Source organism: Streptomyces sp. NPDC042201 (genome assembly GCF_055582185.1).
Genome location: NZ_JBVJDS010000005.1, coordinates 185,791 through 207,192, shown reverse-complemented (window position 1 = coordinate 207,192; position 21,402 = coordinate 185,791). Strand labels below are relative to the sequence as shown.

At 72.2% G+C, this 21,402-nt stretch carries 13 protein-coding genes; 6 read left to right on the top strand and 7 right to left on the bottom strand.

Annotated features, from left to right (window positions below; genetic code table 11):
* Positions 1–91: 91 nt before the first annotated feature.
* Positions 92–301: a DUF397 domain-containing protein gene (locus ACZ6MZ_RS14540; RefSeq protein WP_469352022.1), complete on the top strand. Its 210-nt coding sequence runs from the start codon at positions 92–94 to the stop codon at positions 299–301.
* Positions 302–786: 485 nt separating this feature from the next.
* Entirely contained in the window at positions 787–2,379 is a 1,593-nt protein-coding gene (locus ACZ6MZ_RS14535; protein ID WP_469352020.1) for a sodium:solute symporter family protein, read from the top strand.
* A gap of 125 nt (positions 2,380–2,504) precedes the next feature.
* Here the strand turns inward: ACZ6MZ_RS14535 and ACZ6MZ_RS14530 are convergent, their stop codons facing one another.
* The 4 genes from ACZ6MZ_RS14530 to ACZ6MZ_RS14515 all read right to left on the bottom strand — a co-directional run bounded on the left by ACZ6MZ_RS14530 (position 2,505) and on the right by ACZ6MZ_RS14515 (position 10,686).
* The gene (locus ACZ6MZ_RS14530; protein WP_384178928.1) at positions 2,505–3,620 is read right to left on the bottom strand and encodes an ADP-ribosylglycohydrolase family protein; all 1,116 of its coding nucleotides are present in this window, start codon (positions 3,618–3,620) and stop codon (positions 2,505–2,507) included.
* Between the two features lie 178 nt (positions 3,621–3,798).
* Positions 3,799–7,095 (bottom strand): tetratricopeptide repeat protein, encoded by a 3,297-nt coding sequence (locus ACZ6MZ_RS14525; RefSeq protein ID WP_469352018.1) that lies wholly within the window; start codon positions 7,093–7,095, stop codon positions 3,799–3,801.
* A gap of 40 nt (positions 7,096–7,135) precedes the next feature.
* Entirely contained in the window at positions 7,136–9,754 is a 2,619-nt protein-coding gene (locus ACZ6MZ_RS14520) for a bifunctional FO biosynthesis protein CofGH (RefSeq protein ID WP_469352353.1), read from the bottom strand.
* A 104-nt stretch (positions 9,755–9,858) separates the two neighbouring features.
* Positions 9,859–10,686, bottom strand: coding sequence for an LLM class F420-dependent oxidoreductase (locus ACZ6MZ_RS14515; RefSeq protein ID WP_469352017.1), 828 nt, complete (start codon positions 10,684–10,686; stop codon positions 9,859–9,861).
* 242 nt (positions 10,687–10,928) lie between these two features.
* Between ACZ6MZ_RS14515 and ACZ6MZ_RS14510 the strand changes: the two genes are divergently transcribed.
* The 3 genes from ACZ6MZ_RS14510 (at position 10,929) to ACZ6MZ_RS14500 (ending at position 15,982) form a co-directional block, all read left to right on the top strand.
* Positions 10,929–12,479, top strand: a complete 1,551-nt coding sequence (locus ACZ6MZ_RS14510; protein WP_469352015.1) for a CehA/McbA family metallohydrolase — start codon at positions 10,929–10,931, stop codon at positions 12,477–12,479.
* Positions 12,480–12,660: 181 nt separating this feature from the next.
* Complete coding sequence (gene afsR, locus ACZ6MZ_RS14505; RefSeq protein ID WP_469352013.1) at positions 12,661–15,612, top strand: SARP-family global regulator AfsR; 2,952 nt, start codon at positions 12,661–12,663, stop codon at positions 15,610–15,612.
* Between the two features lie 199 nt (positions 15,613–15,811).
* Positions 15,812–15,982, top strand: a complete 171-nt coding sequence (locus ACZ6MZ_RS14500; RefSeq protein ID WP_384178916.1) for a sigma-like protein — start codon at positions 15,812–15,814, stop codon at positions 15,980–15,982.
* 168 nt (positions 15,983–16,150) lie between these two features.
* Here the strand turns inward: ACZ6MZ_RS14500 and ACZ6MZ_RS14495 are convergent, their stop codons facing one another.
* Entirely contained in the window at positions 16,151–16,693 is a 543-nt protein-coding gene (locus ACZ6MZ_RS14495; protein ID WP_389785178.1) for a hypothetical protein, read from the bottom strand.
* Positions 16,694–16,877: 184 nt separating this feature from the next.
* Between ACZ6MZ_RS14495 and ACZ6MZ_RS14490 the strand changes: the two genes are divergently transcribed.
* Positions 16,878–17,759 carry a hypothetical protein gene (locus tag ACZ6MZ_RS14490; RefSeq protein WP_469352012.1) on the top strand — a complete coding sequence of 294 codons (882 nt, stop codon included), beginning with the start codon at positions 16,878–16,880 and terminating at the stop codon, positions 17,757–17,759.
* Between the two features lie 17 nt (positions 17,760–17,776).
* On the opposite strand, the gene afsK is transcribed toward ACZ6MZ_RS14490, so the two are convergent.
* Both afsK and kbpA read right to left on the bottom strand, forming a co-directional pair.
* Positions 17,777–20,206, bottom strand: coding sequence for a protein serine/threonine kinase AfsK (gene afsK / locus ACZ6MZ_RS14485; RefSeq protein WP_469352010.1), 2,430 nt, complete (start codon positions 20,204–20,206; stop codon positions 17,777–17,779).
* Between the two features lie 147 nt (positions 20,207–20,353).
* Positions 20,354–21,169: an AfsK-binding protein KbpA gene (gene kbpA, locus ACZ6MZ_RS14480; protein WP_386878659.1), complete on the bottom strand. Its 816-nt coding sequence runs from the start codon at positions 21,167–21,169 to the stop codon at positions 20,354–20,356.
* Positions 21,170–21,402 lie beyond the last annotated feature (233 nt).

Below are 21,402 nucleotides of genomic sequence, written 5' to 3'. Positions count from 1 at the left end.
ACTGCCCCACGCGCCGAGCGAGGCTAGTAGCGTCGATCAAGTCAGCAAAAAGCTGACATGCTTTCCCATCACTCGCTGAACCGGAGCGAACATGGCAATTCTTCAGGGCGCTACGGACACGTGGACCAAGTCCTCGTACTCCGGCGGCAACGGCGCATGCGTAGAGGTCAAGTCCCCCGTAGTCCAGTCCATTGCCGTGCGGGATTCGAAAGCCCCCGAGGGGCCGTCGATCGCCTTCGTCCCCACGTCGTGGAATTCCTTCGTGCAGGAAATGAACAAGGGCGCCTTCGACCTCGGCTGAGGCCGGCAGCTTTACCCGCAACAAGGACAGAGCCCTCTCGACCGGTCCGCCGTCCTGGCCGAGAGGGCTCGGCCATGCCCGGACGCGGACGCGTCCCCGACGGCCCGACGGCCCGTCAGGCCCGTCGCGGTGACCTCGGTCCGACAGTCGGTCCGACCGTCCCTCACTCCCCTTCTCGGCCGCACGGGACCCGCATCCCGTGCGGTCTTCTCTGTATGGCCGCAGCTATGGCCGGAGCCTGACGAAGTGCCCGCCCATCGTGTGGCGGCCGTCACGTTCACGACAACGCCCCATGAGGTCAAGAACGAGTAAAATCGTTCGCCTTGCTGACCTGCGTTCACATTCATGACCGAAGAACCTCTTGACCCACCGCCTCGCCAGGCGGTTCAATCCCCCAAGTCCCCACTCCCGCACGGGGGCGCCGCTGACCGGACGTACTGACGAAGAGCTTCGACGTTCACAAGGCGGACCCCTGGAGGGGGCACATGAACAGCCTCGACTGGATCGTGCTCATCGCGTACTTCGGAGTGATGGTCGCGATCGGCATCTGGTCGCACAAGCGCGTGGACAATGTCAGCGACTTCTTCACCGCCGGCGGCAAGATGCCGTGGTGGCTGTCGGGCATCTCGCACCACATGTCCGGCTACAGCGCGGTGATGTTCACCGGATACGCGGGCATCGCCTATGTCTACGGCGTCACCTCGTTCGTGACCTGGTCGCTGCCGATCGCCATCGGCATCGGGATCGGCGCGAAGCTCTTCGCGCCCCGGCTCAACCGGCTGCGCTCCCGGCTGCATGTCGCGTCCCCGCTCGAATACCTCAAGAACCGGTACGACCTGAAGACACAGCAGGCCCTCGCCTGGTCGGGTCTGCTGCTGAAGATCGTGGACGTGGGCGCCAAGTGGGCCGCCATCGCGACCCTGCTCTCCGTCTTCACCGGGATCTCCCTCAACCAGGGCATCCTCATCACCGGTGTCATCACCGGCGTGTACTGCACGGTCGGCGGTCTGTGGGCCGATGCCCTCACCGAGCTGGGGCAGTTCATCATCCAGCTCTTCGCCGGTATCGCGATGCTCGTCGCCGTCATGGGCAAGCTCGGTGGCTTCAGCGCGCTGTGGACGGTCTGGGACAAGCTCCCCGACGGCCACACCGAGCCGACGGCGGGGCCGTACACCGTGACGTTCCTGCTGGCGTTCCTGTTCATCAAGACCTTCGAGTACAACGGCGGCATGTGGAACCAGGCGCAGCGCTACATGGCGACGGCCAGCGCCCGCGAGGCCACCCGCTCGGCCCGGCTGTCCGCCATTCTCTGGCTGGTCTGGCCGCTGGTGCTGTTCTTCCCGATGTGGTGCGCGCCGCTGCTCGTGGACGCGCAGAAGCCGGACGCCTCCGACGCGTACGGCCTGATGACCGAGCAGCTGCTGCCGCACGGTCTGCTGGGCCTGGTCATCGTCGGCTTCTTCTCGCACACCATGGCGATGTGCTCCTCCGACGCCAACGCCATCGCCGCGGTCTTCACCCGGGACATCGCGCCCACGCTCTCCAAGGCGGCGCGCGGCTGGTCGGCGCGGGCGGGGCTGCTGGCGGCCCGGCTCTCCACGATCTCGTTCCTGGCGCTGTCGATGGCGGTCGCCACCCAGGTCAACTCGCCGACGTTCAAGGACATCATCACCGTCGTCATCAAGTGGGTGGCCGGTCTGATGGGCCCGATCGCGATCCCGTTCATGCTCGGCCTGCTCAAGACGTTCCGCAGGTCCGGTCCTACGGCCGCGATCGTCAGCTGGGCGATGGGCCTGCTGGCCTTCTGGCTGCTCAACTACCCGATCGACTCGCGGGTCGACGGCGGCGTGCCGTTGCAGTACCAGGTCTCGATCCCGCTCGCCGTCTCGCTGGTGCTGTACATCGTGATCGGCTTCCTGAAGCCGGAGGACACCCCGGAGCGCGATGTACTGCTGGCGCGTATCAACGGGGAGGGCGACGGCGACGGTTCCGGTCTGACGGCGGCCTCGCTGACGGTGCCGGCGCCGGCGAAGCCGGGCGACGCGAAGGTGCGGCGCCGGGAGGGCTCGGACGGCTGACGGCTGGACGGTTGACGCGCGGACGGCTGACGCCGTTACCGCACGAACGCACTTACGTGGGGCCCGGCTCGGTCATATCCCCGAGCCGGGCCCCACGTACGTCCACGTCAGCGGCTGTGTCCGCGTCAGCCGCGCGGATAGCGGATCAGCCAGCCCGGCGCGGTGGCCGCGGGGCTGTGCAGGGCAGGACCCTGGGTCATCTCCATGGCGAAGTCGTCGGCGAGTTCGAGCAGGGTGGGCCGGCCCTCCAGCTCGGCCAGCCAGGCGGGCGGCAGGGCCGTCTCGCCGTGGAGCGCGCCGAGCAGCGCCCCGCAGAGTGCGCCGGTGGCCCCCGAGGGACCGTCGTGGTTCACGGCGAGGCGCAGCCCGTGGCGGATGTCCTCGGCGACGAGCGCGCAGTAGACGGCGACGGCGAGCGCGTCCTCGGCGGCGCGGCCGTCACCGAGCGCGGCGATCCGCCCCGGGCCGGGAATCCCCTGCCGTACGGCGCCGAGCGCCTGTTGCAGGGCGTCCGTGACGGGCTGGTGCCCGGGGCGCTCGGCGAGCAGGGCGAGGGCGCGCTGCACGCCCGCGTCCAGCGTCTCGCCCCGCGCCAGACCGTGCACGATCACGGCGAAGGCTCCCGCCGAGAGATACGCGGTCGGATGCCCGTGCGTCTGGGCGGCACACTCCACGGCGAGCTGGCAGACCAACTGCGGCTCCCAGCCGACGAGCAGCCCGAACGGAGCGGACCGTACGAGCGCGCCCGCGTCCCGCGCCGTGGGGTTCTTGGGCCGGTCGAGCGTGCCCATGTGCTCGTCGCCGAAGCCGGTGAGACAGGACAGGGTCGGGTCGCGGCGTACGTACAGCCACTCCTCCTGGGCGAGCCAGCCGTTGTCCTTGCGGCGGACGTCGGGCCCCCAGTCGCGCTGCGTCGCGGCCCAGCGCAGATGGGCGCGGTGCACATCGGTGGGCGGATGCCAGGCGCCGGTGTCCCTGCGTACCTGCGCGCGGATCAGTCCGTCGACGGTGAACAGGGTGAGCTGGGTGGCGGCGGTGACGGCGCCGCGCCTGCCGTACGCGGGCACGAAGTCGGCCACGGCTCCCGCCCCGTGCGCGGCCCGGATCTCCTCAAGGGTGAGCGTGGCGACCCCGGCGCCGAGCGCGTCGCCGATGGCCCCGCCAAGCAGACAGCCCCGCACCCGGCTACGGAAGTCCTGCTGCTCGGCACGGCCCCAGATGGCCCCGGACGGTGTGCTCACGCGCCCCTCCTTCACCCTGTGCCTGCCGGCGACTGCGCAGCACTGTAATCGAACGGGGACAGCGGGTTGACGCGCACGCGGATCACGGCGGCGGTATGTGACCGGACGCCCGGCAGGTCGGTTTTGACTCGTGCGAAACACCGCCAGGCGTGCTAGGTCCTGTCCGACCGGACAGGACCTAGGCCCAGCGCGCGGCTATGGCGTCGCGGGCGGCGACGACGCGGGCCAGGCGGGGGCGGAGGCGGGCCGTGTCGACGCCCGGGGCACCCAGCAGTTCGTCGAGGGAGCAGACCATATCCGCGAGGTCGTCCCAGGGAAGCTGAGCGGCGAGCAGCACGCCGAGCCCGGCGTCCAGCCGACGCCAGTCGGCCAGGACGGCCGCGCTCGGCACGGCCACGTGGACGCGTTCGTCGTCCGACATCTCCGTGGCTGCCATCCGGCGATCCAGCTCCCGCCACACCGGGCGGCCGGCGCGCACACCCTCCATCACGGTCACCGTCATCGCCCGCGAGAAGGCGCCATTCAGCGGATCGGAGGCGCTCAGCCGGTCGGCCGTCGCGCGCGCCGCGCCCCACTGTCCGGTACGGCGCAGCGCTTCGCACCGCAGCACGAGCTCGTCATTCGTACCGGACGTCAGCCGCTCCACCGACCGGAGGGCCTCCTCGGGCCGGCCCAGGAGCAGGTGCGCCTCCGTGGCCGTGCGATGAGCGGGGTCCGCGCCCGCTTCCAGGACGGCGCACTGGTCGAGGTAGCCGAACACCTGGTCCAGCTGTCCCATGGCCAGTGCCGTTCTGGCCCGCTGGTCGTACCCCCAGGCGTACTGCGGATCGAGCTCCAGGGCGCGGTCCAGATCCGCGACCGACTCCCGGTAGTGGTGCAGTTCGCGGTGGATGATGCCGCGCAGGACGAGCGCCACGGCACCGTCGGGCACGTCGTCCAGCGCCCGGTCGAGATCGCCGAGAGCTTCCTCGTAACGCCCGGCGAGAGTCCGGGTCTCGCCCCGTGCGATCAGCAGCGCGCTGTCCGGCTGGATCTCGACGGCACGGTCGAGGTCGGCCAGCGCGCCGGGCAGGTTGTCGAGGTTCCGGTGCACGTAGGAGCGCTGCGCCAGCGCCCAGACGTAGTCGGAATCCCGGGCGAGGGCGCCGTCGAGGTCGGTGAGCGCGTCCGTCAGCCGGCCCAGCCTGTACCGGACGGCTCCCCGGCCGGCGAGGGCCGAGGTATGGCCCGGGCCGAGCTCCAGGGCGCGGCTGAGTTCCCGGTCCGCGTCCTCGTACCGCCCCGCCAGTCGGTACGCCTCGCCCCGCTCGGAAGCGATCCAGCCGCTGCCGGGCTCGATCTCCGCCGCCCGGTCCAGGTCGGCGAAGCACCGGGCGTGTTCGTCCATGGTGCGCAGCAGCCGGGATCTGCGGACCAGTGCCCACAGATACTCCCCGTTCAGCTCCAGGGCCCGGTCGAAATCGGCGAGTGCCTCCGTCCGCCGTCCCAGTGCGTGCAGCGTGACGGCGCGGTACGCCAGGAACTCCGCCGACGTCGGGGCGAGCGTGATCGCGCGGTCCAGCACGGCGGCGGACTCCTCGTACCGGCCGGCGAGCCACAGCGCGTAGCCGTACGAGCCGAGGATCCACGGGGTGTCCGGAGCCAGCTCGTCGGCCCGCCGCAGGTCGGCCAGCGCCGCCGGGTGATCGCCACGCCGCCGGTGGGTCACCCCGCGCCCGTAGTGGGCCAGGCAGTGCCCCGGGTCGAGTGCCAGCGCGCGGTCGTAATCGGCGAGCGCCGACTCGAGATCGCCCGCGTTGCGCAGGTCGCGGCCGCGCGCCGCGTGCGCCGCCGCGCGGCCCGCCGGGTCCAGGCCCGGCCGGTCGAGGAGCACCCCCAGCGCGGCCCGCACCCCACCGTCGTCGTCGCCGAGCGCCGCGCCCAGCCGCCGCCCCCAGTCCTTCAGCTCCTTCTCGTCCGTGTCCTCGCCCGCCTCGGCCAGCACCTGGGCGCAGCGGCGTGCCGCCGCCACCCCCTCGCGGCACCCCTCGACGACGTCCCGCAGCGCCCCGGCGAGCGCGGCGCGCGGCCCGGCGCACAGCGCGTGGTACGTCTCCTCGAACCGCAGCGCGCGCCAACCGGCGCTCTCCCACACGTCGTCGGCGCGCAGGCCCGTCTCGGCCCGCGCGCGCCAGCGGGCGAAGCACCCGGCGAGCGCGGCCTGCCGCTCGCTCCAGCCGTGCGGGGAGCGGGTCCGCTGCAACCGCAGCATCGGGGCGCGCACCACATCGTGGTAGCGGACCCCCGCGCCCTTGCGGGTGGCGAAGGGCAGGGCGCGCAGCCAGTCGTACAGCCCCGCCGCGTCCTCGGGTACGACGGCGCGGAACACGTCCTCGTCCAGCCGGCGTGGCAGGGCGCAGGCGAGGGCCGCGGCCCGCCGTACCGGGTCCTGCTCCCACTTGAGGAAGCGTTCGACGGCGGTGGCGCTGGGATCGCCGACGTCCGCGGGGTCCGTCGGCTGGTTCTCGGCGAGGGTGGAGACCAGGACGGGCAGCCCGCCGGAGAGCCGCAGGACCTCCTCGACTACGGATTCGTCCGTGACGTCCTTCGCCGCGAGCAGCCTGCGCGCCTCCGGTTCGGTGAACGGTTCCAGCGGCAGGTCGGCCATGAAGTCCGCAAAACCGCCCCAGCGTGCCGCGTCGAACGGGCGCTGCCCCGCGAGGGTCACGACGACCTGGGCGGGCAGCGCCCCGTACCGCTCGGTCGTCATCAGGTCGCGCAGCCAGGGATCGAGGAAGGGCGCGGTGCGTTCGTACGTGTCGAAAAAGAGGACGATCCAGGGCGCGTCGCGTGCGGCCTCGGCCAGCTCGGTGACCAGGACGGGGGTGAGCACCCGGTCGGGTGCCAGGACCAGTTGCACATCCTCCTGATTGCGGAACCGCGCGCTCAGCGTGGCCCGTAACCGGTCGGCTCCCGAGGCGAGTTGGGTGGTGTCGAGCGCTCCGGCGAAGGCCCCGACGACCGGGACCAGGCCCAGGCCGATCACGCCCGCCGTGGCCGCGGCCGTGCTCCCGGCCGACGGCCGCGGGGGCTCCTGCGCCGCGGGGTCGGCGAGCGAGGCCGACGCCGACTCCGCTTCGTGGCGGCGCTGCCGGTAGGTCGCGAGCAGCCGGTCCAGCTGCTTGAGCGGACGGCCCTGCCGGGCGAACTGTCCGGCGATCGACGCCAGCGCCTCCGGGACACTGCTCACCGACTCGTCGAGGTACGCCGTCAGGGCGCCGCGTTCCCGCGCCGCCTGGTCCAGTTCGCGGACGAGGAACGTCTTGCCCACTCCCGCGTTGCCGTGGACATGGAACAGAAAGCGGTGCCGTTCGTCGTCCGGCGGGAGGTCGAAGTTGGCGCGGAAGGCGCCGAGTTCGTCACGCCGGCCGATGAACCCGCTTCTCCGGCGCCGCCGGATCAGCTCGGCCATCGACGGCTGGTGCGCTGGTGCCACGTGCTGCCCCTCCCCGCTCACTCAACTCCGTCCGGCCCACTCAGTCCGGCAGCAGCGGCAGCAGCTCGGGCAGCTGACCGTCGGACGCCGCCGCCGCCCGTACGCGCTCCTCCGGGACCTCGCCGTACAGCGTCGTACGCGGCTTCGCCGGCCGGCCCGCCGCGTCCGCGATGGCGATCAGATCCTTCACCGAGCGGTACGAACCGTAACTGGAGCCCGCCATACGGGAGATGGTCTCCTCCATCAGCGTGCCGCCGAGGTCGTTCGCGCCGGAGCGGAGCATCTCGGCCGCGCCCTCCATGCCGAGCTTGACCCAGCTCGTCTGGATGTTGGTGATGTGGGGGTGCAGAAGGAGCCTGGCCATCGCCATCACCGCGCGGTTGTCGCGGTCCGTCGGGCCCGGGCGGGCGATGCCGGCCAGATAGACCGGGGCGTTGGTGTGGATGAAGGGGAGCGTCACGAACTCGGTGAAGCCGCCCGTCTCCTGCTGGATGCGGGCGAGCGTCCGGAAGTGGCCGAGCCAGTGGCGCGGCTGGTCGACATGGCCGTACATCATCGTGGAGCTGGACCTGATGCCCAGCTCGTGGGCGGTCTTCACGACCTCGATCCAGGTCGCCGTCGGCAGCTTGCCCTTGGTGAGGACCCAGCGCACCTCGTCGTCGAGGATCTCCGCCGCCGTGCCGGGGATCGAGTCGAGCCCGGCCTCCTTGGCCGCCGTCAGCCACTCGCGGATCGACAGACCCGTGCGGGAGGCGCCGTTGACGACCTCCATCGGGGAGAAGGCGTGCACATGCATGCCGGGGACGCGTTCCTTCACGGCGCGCGCGATGTCGAAGTACGCGGTGCCCGGCAGGTCCGGGTGGATGCCGCCCTGCATGCAGACCTCGACGGCGCCCACCTCCCACGCCTGCTGGGCCCGGTCCGCGACCTGGTCCAGCGACAGGGTGTACGCGTCGGCGTCCGTACGGCGCTGCGCGAAGGCGCAGAACCGGCAGCCGGTGTAACAGACGTTGGTGAAGTTGATATTGCGCGTGACGATGTACGTGACGTCGTCGCCGACCACATCGCGTCGCAGCTCGTCGGCGATCCGGGTCAGCGCGTCCAGCGCGGGTCCGTCCGCGTGGAGCAGGGCCAGCGCCTCGTCGTCGGTCAGCTTCGTCGGGTCGTCGGCGGCCTGCTTCAGCGCCGTCCGTACGTCGGTGTCGATGCGCTCGGGCACCATGCCGGGCGCCGCGGCCTCGCGCAGCGCCTCCCAGTCGCCGTACACCTCGTCGAAGTCGTCGCGGCGGTCGGCGGTGCGGCCCTCGGTGTCGATCGTGCGGTGCAGATCCGTCCGTCCGGTGGCGGTGAAGCCCTCGTCCGGCTCCTGCCACGGCAGTCCCGACGGCCGTACGTCGCGCGCGAGTCCCGTGTCCGGGTCCGCCAGCGCCCGTACGTGCGGCATCAGGCGCGGGTCGAGCCACGGCTCGCCGCGCTGGATGAACTCCGGGTAGATGGTGAGCCGTTCGCGCAGCTCGAAGCCGGACTCTGCGGTCCGCGCGGCGAGTTCGTCGATGTGCGGCCAGGGCCGCTCAGGGTTCACATGGTCGGGGGTCAGCGGCGAGACACCGCCCCAGTCGTCGATGCCGGCGCCGATGAGCAGGGCGTACTCGGCGTCGACGAGGTTGGGCGGGGCCTGGATACGGGCCGACGGGCCGAGGATGTGCCGGGCCACGGCGATGGCCGCCGCCAGCTCCTCCAGCTCGGCGTCCGGCATACCGCGCATGGCGGTGTCCGGCTTGGCGCGGAAGTTCTGGACGATGACTTCCTGGAGGCCGTGATAGGCGCGGGCCGTCCTGCGCAGTTCGAAGAGGGAGTCGGCGCGCTCCTCGTAGGACTCGCCGATGCCGATCAGCACGCCCGAGGTGAAGGGGACGTTGGAGCGGCCCGCGTCCTCCAGCACCCGCAGCCGTACGGCGGGCTCCTTGTCCGGGGAGCCGTAGTGCGGTCCGCCGGGCTCGGACCACAGCCGGGTGGCGGTGGTCTCCAGCATCATGCCCATGCTCGGCGCGACCGGCTTGAGCCGCTGGAGATCGGTCCAGGACAGCACGCCGGGGTTGAGGTGGGGCAGCAGCCCGGTCTCCTCAAGGACCCGGATCGCCATGGCCCGGACATACGCGAGGGTGTCGTCGTACCCCTCGGCCTCCAGCCACTCCCGGGCCTCGGGCCACCGGTCCTCGGGCCGGTCACCGAGCGTGAACAGGGCTTCCTTGCAGCCCAGTTCCGCGCCCTGGCGCGCGATGTCCAGCACCTCGTCGGGCGACAGGAACATGCCGTGGCCGGCCCGGCGCAGCTTGCCGGGCACGGTGACGAAGGTGCAGTAGTGGCACTTGTCGCGGCACAGCCGTGTCAGCGGGATGAAGACCTTGCGGGAGTACGTGATGACTCCGGGCCGCCCGGCGGCCGCGAGCCCCGCGTCCCGCACGCGGGCGGCGGACGCGGCGAGGTCGGTGAGGTCGTCCCCGCGCGCCTGGAGCAGCACCGCGGCCTCGGCGACATCCAGCGCGACACCGTCCCTGGCCCGCTTCAGCGCACGCCGCATGGCGTTGGCGGTCGGTCCCTCGGTCGGTTGTCCGGTCGGTCGGGTCGCCGGTCGTCCTGTCCCGGGTTCCTCAGGCACGCGCGTCGTCATTCTTTGAGGATACGTTCGGCCCCACGTCCCGATCGGAGACGGGCGGCTTCCCGGCACAGGTCGCGGCGGCAGGTCATCGGCGGCCGGCCGGCTCAGAGAAAGGGCGCGAACCCGTCCAGCGCCCGCAGTACCTCCGCCTCACCGGCCGGCGGCAGCTGCAACACGACCTCTTCGATGCCCAGCTCCGCGTAGTGGGCCAGCTTGCCGGGGCTCGGCCGGACCGCGTACGGCACGATCTGGAGGGCGTCAGGATCCCGGCCCGCGTCCTTCCATGCGGTACGCAGCACCGGCACCGTCTCCGTGAGCCCCCGGCCGCCGATCGGCAGCCAGCCGTCCGCGTACTCGGCGATCTGCGCGAAGAGCTTCGGCCCTGCCGCGCCGCCGATCAGGGTGCGGGGCCTGCCCCGTACCGGCTTCGGGTACGCCTCACTGGCCCTGACCGACCCGAACTCCCCCTCGTACGGGGTGGGCTCCGCCGCCCAGAGCGCCCGCATCAGCGCCATCCGGTCCCGGGTCACAGCGCGCCGCGAGGCCCACTCCACCCCGTGGTCCGCGGCCTCTTCCCTGTTCCAGCCGTAGCCGACACCGAGCGTGAAGCGGCCGCCCGAGAGATGGTCCAGGGTCGCGATCCGCTTGGCGAGATCGATCGGGTCGTGCTGCGCGACGAGCGTGATGCCGGTGCCGAGCGCCAGCCGTTCCGTCACGGCGGCGGCCTGGCCGAGGGCCACGAAGGGGTCGAGCGTACGGCTGTACTCGCGCGGCAGCTCACCGCCGGCCGGGTAGGGCGTCGTCCGCTCGACCGGGATGTGGGTGTGCTCGGGGAGGTACAGACCGGCGAATCCCCGCTGCTCCAGCTCCCGCGCGAGCCGTACGGGCGTGATCGTCTCGTCGGTGAGGAAGATCGTGGTCGCGATCCGCATGCGTGGGAACCTCCGTCGTGGAGTGGCGGTCGTGGCGTGGCGGTCGTATCGGGGCGCTCGTGGAGTGGCGGTCGTGGCGTGGCGGGCCCAACGTATTCCGTACGCGCGGCAATGTCCCGGCCGTCTGCCCGCTACCTGCCCACCCCCTTCCCTTGCGTGCTGGTTAACGGCTCAATACCAGAGTTCGAGTGCACGACTCATGTGACCACCTGTGTCCCCTCGGCACCCTGGGAGCCGCCTGCATGTGCAAGGACCACGCAGTGCACAACCAAGACCATGCCGCCACCGCGCTGGGCAGACGAGGACTCCTGGTGACGGGAGCCGCCGCCGCGCTTACGTTGAGCACCGTGAGCTTCGCGAACGCCGCGCCGGCCGCCGGCAGCCCGTCGGCCGGCAGCGGCGAACAGGCCAGAACCGTCCGCGGCACGCTGCCGCCCGGCTCCCCCGACTTCGTCTACCTGCCCGTCGAAGTACCGCGCGGCGTCAGCGAGATCCATGTCGCCTATACGTACGAGCGGCCCGCCGTCCCGGCCGGCACCCAGGGCAACGCCCTCGACATCGGCATCTTCGACGAGCGCGGTACGGCGCTCGGCGGCCGCGGCTTCCGCGGCTGGTCCGGCGGCGCCCGTACCGAGTTCTTCCTGCGCGCCGACGCGGCCACCCCCGGCTATCTCCCGGGGCCGGTACGCGCGGGCACCTGGAGCATCGCCATCGCCCCGTACACCGTCGCCCCGCAGGGCCTGGCGTACGAGGTCACCATCACGCTGCGCTTCGGCGACCCGGGCGAGACCCCCGCGCCGGTCTACCCGCCCGAGCGGGCCAAGGGGCGCGGCCGGGCCTGGTACCGCGGCGACTGCCACATCCACTCCGTCCACTCCGACGGCAAGCGCACGCCCGCCGAGATCGCCGCCCTCGCCCGCGCCGCCGGCCTCGACTTCATCAACACCAGCGAGCACAACACCAGCTCCGGGCACCGCGCCTGGGCGGGCCTGTGGGGCGACGACCTGCTGATCCTCACCGGCGAGGAGGTCACCACCCGTAACGGCCATGTCCTGGCCGTCGGCACCGACGCCGGTACGTTCGTCGACTGGCGCTACCGCGCCCGCGACAACCGCTTCGGCCACTACGCCCGCGAGATCCGCCGCGCCGACGGCCTGGTGGTTCCCGCCCATCCGCACGCCACCTGCATCGGCTGCAACTGGAAGTTCGGCTTCGGCGACGCCGACGCGGTGGAGGTGTGGAACGGCCCGTACACCCCGGAGGACGAGATCTCCCTCGCCGACTGGGACAACGCCCTGGTCTCGGCGGGCCGTTCCGGCCGGGCGTGGACCCCGGCGATGGGCAACAGCGACGCCCACCGCGACCCCGATCCCATCGGTACCCCGCAGACCGTCGTGCTGGCCGAGGACCTCACCCGCGAGGCGATCCTCGCCGGCATCCGCGCGGGCCACAGCTATGTCGCCGAGTCCGCGAAGGTCTCGCTGACGTTCGGCGCGTCCGGCGGCCGGGGCAGGCACGCGGGCATCGGCGACCGGCTGCGCGTCAACGCGGACGACCAGGTGACCGTACGGCTGGAGGTCACCGGCGCCCCGGGCTGCACGGCCCACTTCGTCACCGACCAGGGCACGCTGCACACGGCCGCGCTCCCCGAGTCGGGCGCGGGCGCGGTGGAGTGGCGTACGACGGCCTCGTACGCGACCTACGTCCGCGCGGAGGTGCGGCACGCCGCGACGGTGCCGGGACTGCCGGGCGCGCTGGCGGCGTTCACCAACCCGGTGTTCCTCGGGGAGTAGGACGGGGCCCGGCCGGTGAACGGGGCCGCCCCGCACCGGCCGGGCCGGCGGCGTTCCGTAACGCTTTCGGCCCCCGATCCTGTCGAGGGCTTGTGCAGACCATCACTCAGTGCTGACGCACCCACCTCCGACAAGGCAGACTGTCGGGGGCGATACCGGCATGAGCGGGGCAGGGGGAGCTATGGACCTTGACAGCGGGCCGCGGGTACCGGAGCAGCGGGCTGTGGCCGTTTCCGGCAACAGCGGCGCACTGCGCTTCAGCGTGCTCGGACCCGTTCGCGCCTGGCGCGGCGGTGACCCTCTGTCGTCAGGGTCTCCACAGCAACGCGCCGTGCTGGCCGCCCTGCTGCTGCGCGAAGGCCGTACGGCGACCGCCGGCGAACTCATCGACGCCCTGTGGGGTGACGATCCTCCTTCTCAGGCCCTCGCCGCCCTGCGGACGTACGCCTCCCGCCTGCGCAAGGTGCTCACCCCGGGCGTGCTGGTCAGCGAGTCCGGCGGCTACGCCCTGCGGACCGAGCCGAACGCCCTCGACCTCACCGTGGCCCAGGAGTTGGTCACGGACGCCGACAAGGCGCGCGCCGCCGGGGACCGTTCCCAGGCCCGCGCCCTGATCAGCAAGTCGCTCGGCCTGTGGGACGGCGAGGCGCTCGCCTCCGTACCCGGCCCTTACGCCGATACGCAGCGCACCCGCCTGGAGGAGTGGCGTATCCAGCTCACCGAGACGCGGCTCGATCTGGACCTGGAGCTGGGCTGCCACGCGGAAGCCGTCTCGGAGTTGACCGCTCTGACCGCCGCGCATCCGCTGCGCGAGCGGCTGCGGGAGCTGCTGATGCTGGCGCTGTACCGCAGCGGGCGGCAGGCCGAGGCGCTCGCCGTGTACGTGGACACGCGCCGGCTCCTCGCCGACGAACTGGGCGTCGACCCACGCCCCGAGCTGGCGCGGCTCCAGCAGCGCATCCTGCGGGCGGACGAGGAGCTGGCGCGGCCGGTGGAGCTGCCGGCCCCGGTCCACGCCGTCACGCGGCCCGCGCAACTCCCCGCGACCGTGCCCGACTTCACCGGCCGTGCCTCCTTCGTACGGGAGCTGGGCGGCCGGCTCGCCGCCGCCGAGGGCTCCGTGATGGCGGTCTCCGCGCTCGCGGGGATCGGCGGCGTCGGCAAGACGACGCTGGCGGTGCATCTCGCGCACGAGGCGCGACCGCACTTCCCCGACGGCCAGTTGTACGTCGACCTCCAGGGCGCGGGCGCACGGGCGGCGGAGCCGGAGACGGTGCTCGGCGCATTCCTGCGGGCGCTGGGTACGCCCGACACCGCGATCCCCGACTCGCTCGACGAACGGTCCGCGCTCTACCGCTCGTCGCTCGACGGCCGGCGCGTGCTCGTCCTGCTGGACAACGCGCGCGACGCCGCGCAGATCCGCCCGCTGCTGCCCGGTACGGCGGGGTGCGCGGCGCTGGTCACCAGCCGGGTCCGGATGGTCGATCTGGCGGGCGCGCATCTGGTCGACCTCGATGTGATGTCGCCGGACGAGGCGCTCCAGCTCTTCACTCGTATAGTCGGCGAGGAGCGGGTCACCTCGGAGCGCACGGCGGCGCTCGATGTCGTCGCCGCGTGTGGTTTCCTCCCCCTGGCCATCCGTATCGCGGCGTCCCGCCTCGCGGCCCGCCGCACCTGGACGGTCTCGGTGCTGGCGGCGAAGCTCGCGGACGAGCGGCGCCGGCTGGACGAACTCCAGGCGGGTGACCTCGCGGTCAAGGCGACGTTCGAACTGGGCTACGGCGCGCTGGAGCCGGCCCAGGCCCGCGCGTTCCGCCTGCTCGGCCTGGCGGACGGTCCTGACATGTCCCTGGCGGCGGCCGCCGCCGTCCTGGACCGGCCGCCCCATGAGACGGAAGACCTGCTGGAGTCGCTGGTTGACACGTCCCTGCTGGAGTCCGCGGCGCCGGGCCGCTACCGCTACCACGACCTGGTGCGGCTCTACGCCCGTGCCTGCGCCGAGCGCGACGAACAGACCCCGACCGAGCGGGAGTCGGCGCTGTCACGGCTGCTGGACTTCTATCTGGCGACGGCGGCGGGGGTGTACGCGATCGAGCGCCCGGGCGACCGCCTGGTGGACAATCTGGAGCCGACGGCGTACGCGGGCCTGTCCTTCACCGACCGGCAGACCGCTCTGGACTGGTTCTACACCGAGGCGAATTGCCTGCTGGCCTGTGCGCGGCAGGCGTCGGGCGGGAGCCAGCTCCGCCGCGCCGTCGACCTGCTGTGGGCCGCGAAGGACCTCGCGGAGTCCGGTGCCAACTCCAAGCAGTACGAATCCGCCGCGCTGTCCGCGCGAGAGGCGGCGCACACGATCGGCGACCATCGCGCCGAAGGACGCGCCAGGACCGCGCTCACCAACGTCTATCTGGTGGCGGGCCGTTACAGCGAGGCGGACGAGGAGGCCCGGCTCGCCACGCTGCTGGCCCGGTCGGCCCAGGACCCCGCGCCGATCCCGTGGGCCGACAACGACCGCGGGATCATCGCGTTCAACCAAGGGCGGCACGCGGAGGCGGAGTCGTACCTGCTCCGGGCGATCGAGGGCTCCCGCGCGCACGGGAACAGCCCGGGTGAGGCGAGCGCCCTGTGCAACCTCTCCCGTCTGCATCTCTCGCAGGGCCACACCGCCAAAGCCATCTCTCTCGCTCAGCAGGGCATCGACATATACGACCGCATGGGGCTCACGCTGCGGCTCGCGAACGCCCGGTACGCGCTGGGAGTCGCTCTCACCCAGGCCGGGAAGCACCGGGAGGCCCTGGACGAGCTCAACGAGGCGCTGACCAGCTTCGGCAAGAACCGACAGCGGCTCTGGGAGGGGACGACCCTCTTCCGTATGGCCGAGGCCCATCTCTCGGCCAGGGGGCCGGCCCGTGCGGCCCAGCACGCCGAGCAGGCCCTCGCGTTCGGCTGCATCGGCGGCGACCGCATCCGTGCGAGCGTGCTGACCGTGCTGGGAAGGGCCTTGGAGGGCCTCGGCCAGACGGACCGCGCGCGCGTCTGCTGGCACGAGGCGCTGGCCCTGTACGAGGAGTGCGGAGCGCCGGAGGCGGATCAGGTGAGGGTGCTCCTCAGCCCCCCGCTGTCCGCGGCATGAGAGCCCGCGCCGGGGCGTTCATCGATTGTTTATGACCACCCGCCATGCTCGGGTGTATCGATCCGTCGCGTCGGGGGGCAAACGGATCGCGGGGAGTCATCACTGTCCAAGTGAGTCTCCCGGTCCCTGCCCGGCGACGCCCGGGGGAGTCTCCGGGCAGGGGCCCGAACGCCATACCGTCAAGCCCAGGGGAGACGCCATGACCGCTGAGAACAACGAAGAGATCACCACGATGGGCGACAACCACACGCCCGCGCCGCCGGCGGACGGCACCCTGACCACTCAGGACAACCACACGCCCACGACGCCGGCGAAGGGAACCGCCACGACGCTGGGCGACAACCACACGCCGGCCCCGCCCAAGGACTGACCTCTCTCCGCACGGGGAACGGCCGCGGCGGCGCGGAGGGGGAGCCGTCGCGGCCGTGGCATGTCCGCGGCCAACTCCTCGCGGCACGTGCGACCGGGTCACCGCGGCGGGCCGCGGCCGACTCCCCGGGTGGGGCCGGGACTCTCCCCCGGCCCCACCCGGGGGCGCTCAGCTCGCGAGCGACGCCGTCGCCTCGCAGTCGCGGACGCGCGACACGTCCTCCGGGTTGTTCATCGGCACCCTGACCGTCTGGGCTTCTCCGCCCGTCAGGGTGACGTCCACGTCGCCGTAGTCGGCGACCCCGCCCGCCGCGTCCATGAACGTCACGTCGACCTCATAGGTGCCCGTCGCCCCCGGCTCCGCCTCCACCCGGACGGTCGCGTAGGTGACGGCCTTCTGCCTGCCCTTCCCCGTGCGCACGCAGCTGATGACCTGCGCCCCGGCACCGGGGGTCGCCGTGGGCGTCGGCTCGCCGTACGAGCCGTCCGACGAGCCGTCCGACGAGCTGTAGTCGTCGTCATCGGAGTCGTTGTAGCGCGAGCCCGAGTACGAGCCGTTGTCCTTCTCCGAGCTGGAGCAGCCACCGCCGCCGCCATCGCTGCCGCCGCTCGACCCGCCATGGCTGCCGCCCTTGCCGCCCTTCGAAAATCCCGTCAGGGCCAGTACCACCACGGCCAGTACGGCCGCGAACTTCAGACGTCGACGTATCAAAGCCGAGTCACTCCCCCGTTGTCCCCGTGGCTTCACGGGCCATGATGCCCATGAACCTGTCAATCGCGCGCGACACCCTAACAGCAGTCACCCGGGCCCAGGCCGTCGCATGGCGCGCTCCGGGCACGCGGCGTAGCGTCGGCAGCGCGAGGGGGGTTCCGTACAGCCAAGGAGGACGTCGGGGATGGTCCGCAACATCATCGGTTCGATCCTCGCCCTGGCGGGAGCGGCGGCCGCCGTCCTGAGCCCCTTCCACGCGTGGTTCGACGGCCGTCAGGGGCGCGACTACCGCATCGCCGATCTGTTCAACGGGCTCTCCGCCACCAGTTCGGGGGTCTTCGTCTCGCTCCTGCTGCCCTTCTTGTTCGCCGCCCTGGTCACGCTGACCGGGGTGCTGCTGCGCTCGCGGCCGCTGGTGTCGCTGGCCGGGCTGACCGTCCTGGGCTTCACCGTCCTGTGGACGGTGCGCCAGGGCCAGGCGGCGGGCGGCCTCAGTGTCGGCCGAGGCGGCGGGCTGGGCCTCGGTGTCGCGTACGCCTTCGGCGGCGGGTTCGTACTCCTCCTGGCCGCACTGGTGATGAGCGGCCGCCGGCGCCGCGAACGGCTCCCGCGGTACGAGGCACCGCCGCCGGGCCCGGTCATGGGCGGCCCGCCGGCGGACGAGGACTGGGGTCCGCACTACGGGTCCGATCCGTACGCGCCTGCCCCGTACGGCTCACAGCAGTACGGGTCACAGCAGTACGGCTCGCAGCAGTACGGGTCACAGCCGCAGGGGTCGCAGCAGTACGGGTCACAGCCGCAGGGCTCGTATCAGTACGGCTCCGAGCCGCACGGCGCGCACCCGTACGTAGCCCCGGCGGACGCCACCCCGCCGTACGGATTCCCTCAGTACGGCTCTCAACAGGACTGGTCCCACCAAGAGGACGACACCCAGTCCTGGGGCACCAACCAGCCCTGGGACGACGACGCCGCATCCTCCGACAGCACCGACACCGACGGCAGCGGTACGGGCGCGGGCAGCGGCCCCGGCAGAGGCACCGGCAGCAACGGCGCCCCGCGCCGCTGACCTCGCCAACAGGGGCGCTACCGCGAGCCGCGCCCCGTCGCCGTCCCCTTGACCGCGTCCAGCGCGTAGACACAGCGGTCCTTGCTGCACGCGTACACCACGCCCCGCCGGGCCACCGGCGAGCCCGTGATCTCGCCGCCCGTCGCCAGCTTCCAGCGCAGCTGGCCGCCGCTCGCGTCCAGCGTGTACAGCACATGGTCGGCCGAGCCGAAGTGGAGCCGGCCGTCGGCGACGACCGGGGCGCCGATGACCTCGCCGCCCGCCGCGAAGCGCCACTTGGGCGTGCCCGTCACCGCGTCCAGCGTGTACAGCGCGCTGCCGCTGCCGACATGGACATTGCCGTCGGCGACCAGCACCGGTTCGATCGACTGGCGGGACTCCGTCGCGATACGCCAGCGGTCCTTGCCGGTGGCGGCGTCGAGGGCGTACACCGTGCCGAGATAGTCGGCGAGGTAGACACCGCCGCCCGTCACGGCCGGTCCCGGCGCGAAGGCGGGCGGCGAGAGGAAGACCGCGGGCGCCTCGAAGTGCCAGCGCACATGGCCGCTCGCGATGTCCACGGACAGCACGCGCGGGCCCGCCGAGACATACAGCCGGCCGTCGGACGCGGGCCTCACCCGTACGGGCACACCGCCGCATGAGGCGCCGTCACCGATGGGATACGACCAGCGTTCGACGCCCGAGCGCGCGTCCAGTGCCACCAGCCGCGCGTCCTTCCACACGTACACCGTGCCGTCGAAGATCTCGGGTCCTGCCTCCGGCGTCTCGAAGTCCGTCTGCGCCCCGGCGGTCTCCCACAGCTTCTCGCCGGTCGACGCCTCCCACGCCTGGACTCCGCCGCCGCGCGTGCCCGTGACGACCGTGCCGCGGTCGACCTTGAGGGAGTACACCCAGGCGTCGGTCTGCAGGCGCCAGCGCTCGCCGCCGTCCTTGGCGTCGAGCGCGTACAGCGTGGGCCCGTCGGAGGCGTGGATACGGCCGTCGGCGACGGCCATCGCCCACGCCACGTCCCTGGTCTTGAACTGACGGCGCCCGCTGCCCACGTCCAGCGCGTGCACCTCGAAGGAGGTGACGTACAGCAGATCGCCGTCGACCACGGGCGTGCCCCAGACGTCGTTGGACATCCGGAACCGCCAGGGCCGCCAGCGGGCCTGGGCGTCCGCCCCGTCGGGGGCTTGCGCGGGCGAGGGCATGGGCGGGGTGGCCGGGGACGGTACGGCGCTGGTCAGCGCCTCCGTGCCGTTCAGCCCGGCCGGCGGGCGGATCCAGCCGGTGGCGGGACCTGCGTCGACGGAGATCATGGCCCGGGTGTCCGCGACCCGCGGGCCGGGACCGATCGGCACCGGCGAGCCGGGGATGAGGACCGGGCCGCCCGGGGGTGCGAGCGGCGCCTCGGCCCTGTCGCCGTGCGGACCGGCGTGCCGGCCGGCCTGGGCTCCGCCTTCGGGGCGCCACGCGGCGTCCCAGTCGGGGGTGGCCCTGGGCGGCTGATGGGCGGGCTGCGGCGGTACGACGGCGGGCGCGGCGGGGCGCACGGCGGCCGGGATGACCCGGCCGCCGGCCCGCCGGCGCTCGATCATCGCGGTGGCGAGGTCCGGCAGCCAGGCCGAGGCCGTACCGCTGTCGTCGCTGCCGGACGCGAAGAGATGCGGGGCCAGCTGGGCCTGCAGGTCGGCGGGCGAGGGCCGCAGCGTGGCGTCCATCTGCATGCAGGACTCGATGAGTGGTCTCAGCTCGTCCGGCAGCCCCTCCACGTCCGGGCCCTCGCGCAGCAGCATGAAGACGGTCTCGACGGGATTGGCGCCATGGAAGGGAGCGTGCCCGGTGGCGGCGAAGACGAGCGTCGAACCGAGCGAGAAGATGTCGCTGGCGCCCGTGACACTGCGCGAGTCCCGCGCCTGCTCGGGCGACATGTACGCGGGCGTGCCCACCGCGACATTGGTCATGGTCAGCCGGGTGTTGGAGACACCTGAGGCGATACCGAAGTCGATGACGCGCGGCCCGTCCTCCACCACCAGGACGTTCGACGGCTTCATGTCGCGGTGAACGAGACTGGCGCCGTGGATGGACTGGAGCGCCTCGGCGATGCCCGCCGCCAGCCAGCGCACCGCCTGGGCCGGCATCGGACCGCACTCGTTCACTATTTCCTCGAGCGAGGGGGCGGGCACATACGCCGTGGCCAGCCAGGGCACCGCCGCGCGGGGATCGGCGTCCACCACGGCCGCGGTGTAGAAACCGCTGACGGCGCGGGCGGCCTCCACCTCACGCGTGAAGCGGACCCGGAACAGCTGGTCCTCGGCAAGCTCGGTACGCACGGTCTTGATCGCCACCCGGCGGCCCGACGCCGACCGCGCGAGATAGACCAGCCCCATGCCGCCGGCTCCGAGCCGCCCCAGCACCTCGAAGGGGCCGATACGCCTCGGATCGTGCTGCGTCAGCTGCTCCACTTGCCTGCCACCTCCCCGTACGGGCCACAAAGGTACGGCCCCGTGCCGCCTGATTCTTCCTGCCGGAGGCATCGGTTGCGAACCCGGGGGCGGATCGGGGTGTCTCATCCCGATCCGGACACCTTGTACCCCACACTCCCCACACTTCTACCTCTCGTCCTCCTCCTGCCCCGGCTTCGACTCGGGCTCCGCCTCCGCCAGTACGGCGAAGGACGCGCCCTGGTTGTCCAGGAGCACCGCCATCCGTCCGTAGGCGATGTCGAACGGCGGTGCGGTGACCCGGCCGCCGAGCCGGACGACCGTCGCCGCGGTCTCGTCCGCGTCGGCGACGGCGAAATAGCTGAGGAAGTGGCCGGGCAGCTCCACCGGGAAGGCGTCCGTGATCACGCTGCGGCCGCCGATCGCGGTGCCCGAGCCCGGTTCCGTACCGGCCGGGGACCACATGCGGAAGTCGACGGTGTCATCGGGGAGATCCGTGCTCCGGAAGCCGAAGACCTCCTCGTAGAAGGGGTCGACGCTCTCCTTGTCCCTCGTATAGACCTCGGTCCAGCAGAAAGATCCCGGCAGGCCCTGCTTCTCGAAGCCCGCGTCGTCACCTGCCTGCCAGAGCCCGAAGACCGCGCCGGCCGGGTCCGCGGCCAGCGCCATGACGCCGAACCGTCCGACGGCCATCGGCTCGCGCACCAGCCGGCCCCCGGCGGCCACGATCTTCGCGCTGAGCGCGGCGGCATCGGGGGTGGCGAAGTAGACGCCCCAGACGGTGGGCATCCTGCCGTCCCGCTTGGCGACCAGTCCTGCGACCCGCTTTCCGTCGCTGAACGCCTCCGTGTAGTGCGCGCGCGCCGCACCGCTGTCCTGGCCGAAGGTCCAGCCGAACAGCTCTCCGTAGAAGCGCTTGCCCGCTTCCAGATCGGGGAGTGACACATCCACCCAGCACGGCGTGCCTTCCGCGAATGCGGCCATTGGCCCGGATCCCTTCCGTGTGTGGTGCCCGTCACAGCCAAGCTAAGGGGCCATGACCCCGGGCGCAGGGGAAGAAATAGAACAATTGCTCAATTATCGCAGCGTGAACCCCTCGCCACCCCGAGTTATCCACCGAAGTTGTCCACAGGCTGTTGATAACACTATTCACACCCGAACGAGTGCCGCTCAGCCGCCGGCGCCCTCGCCCGGCCCCGGTGCGCGCGGGCCGGTTC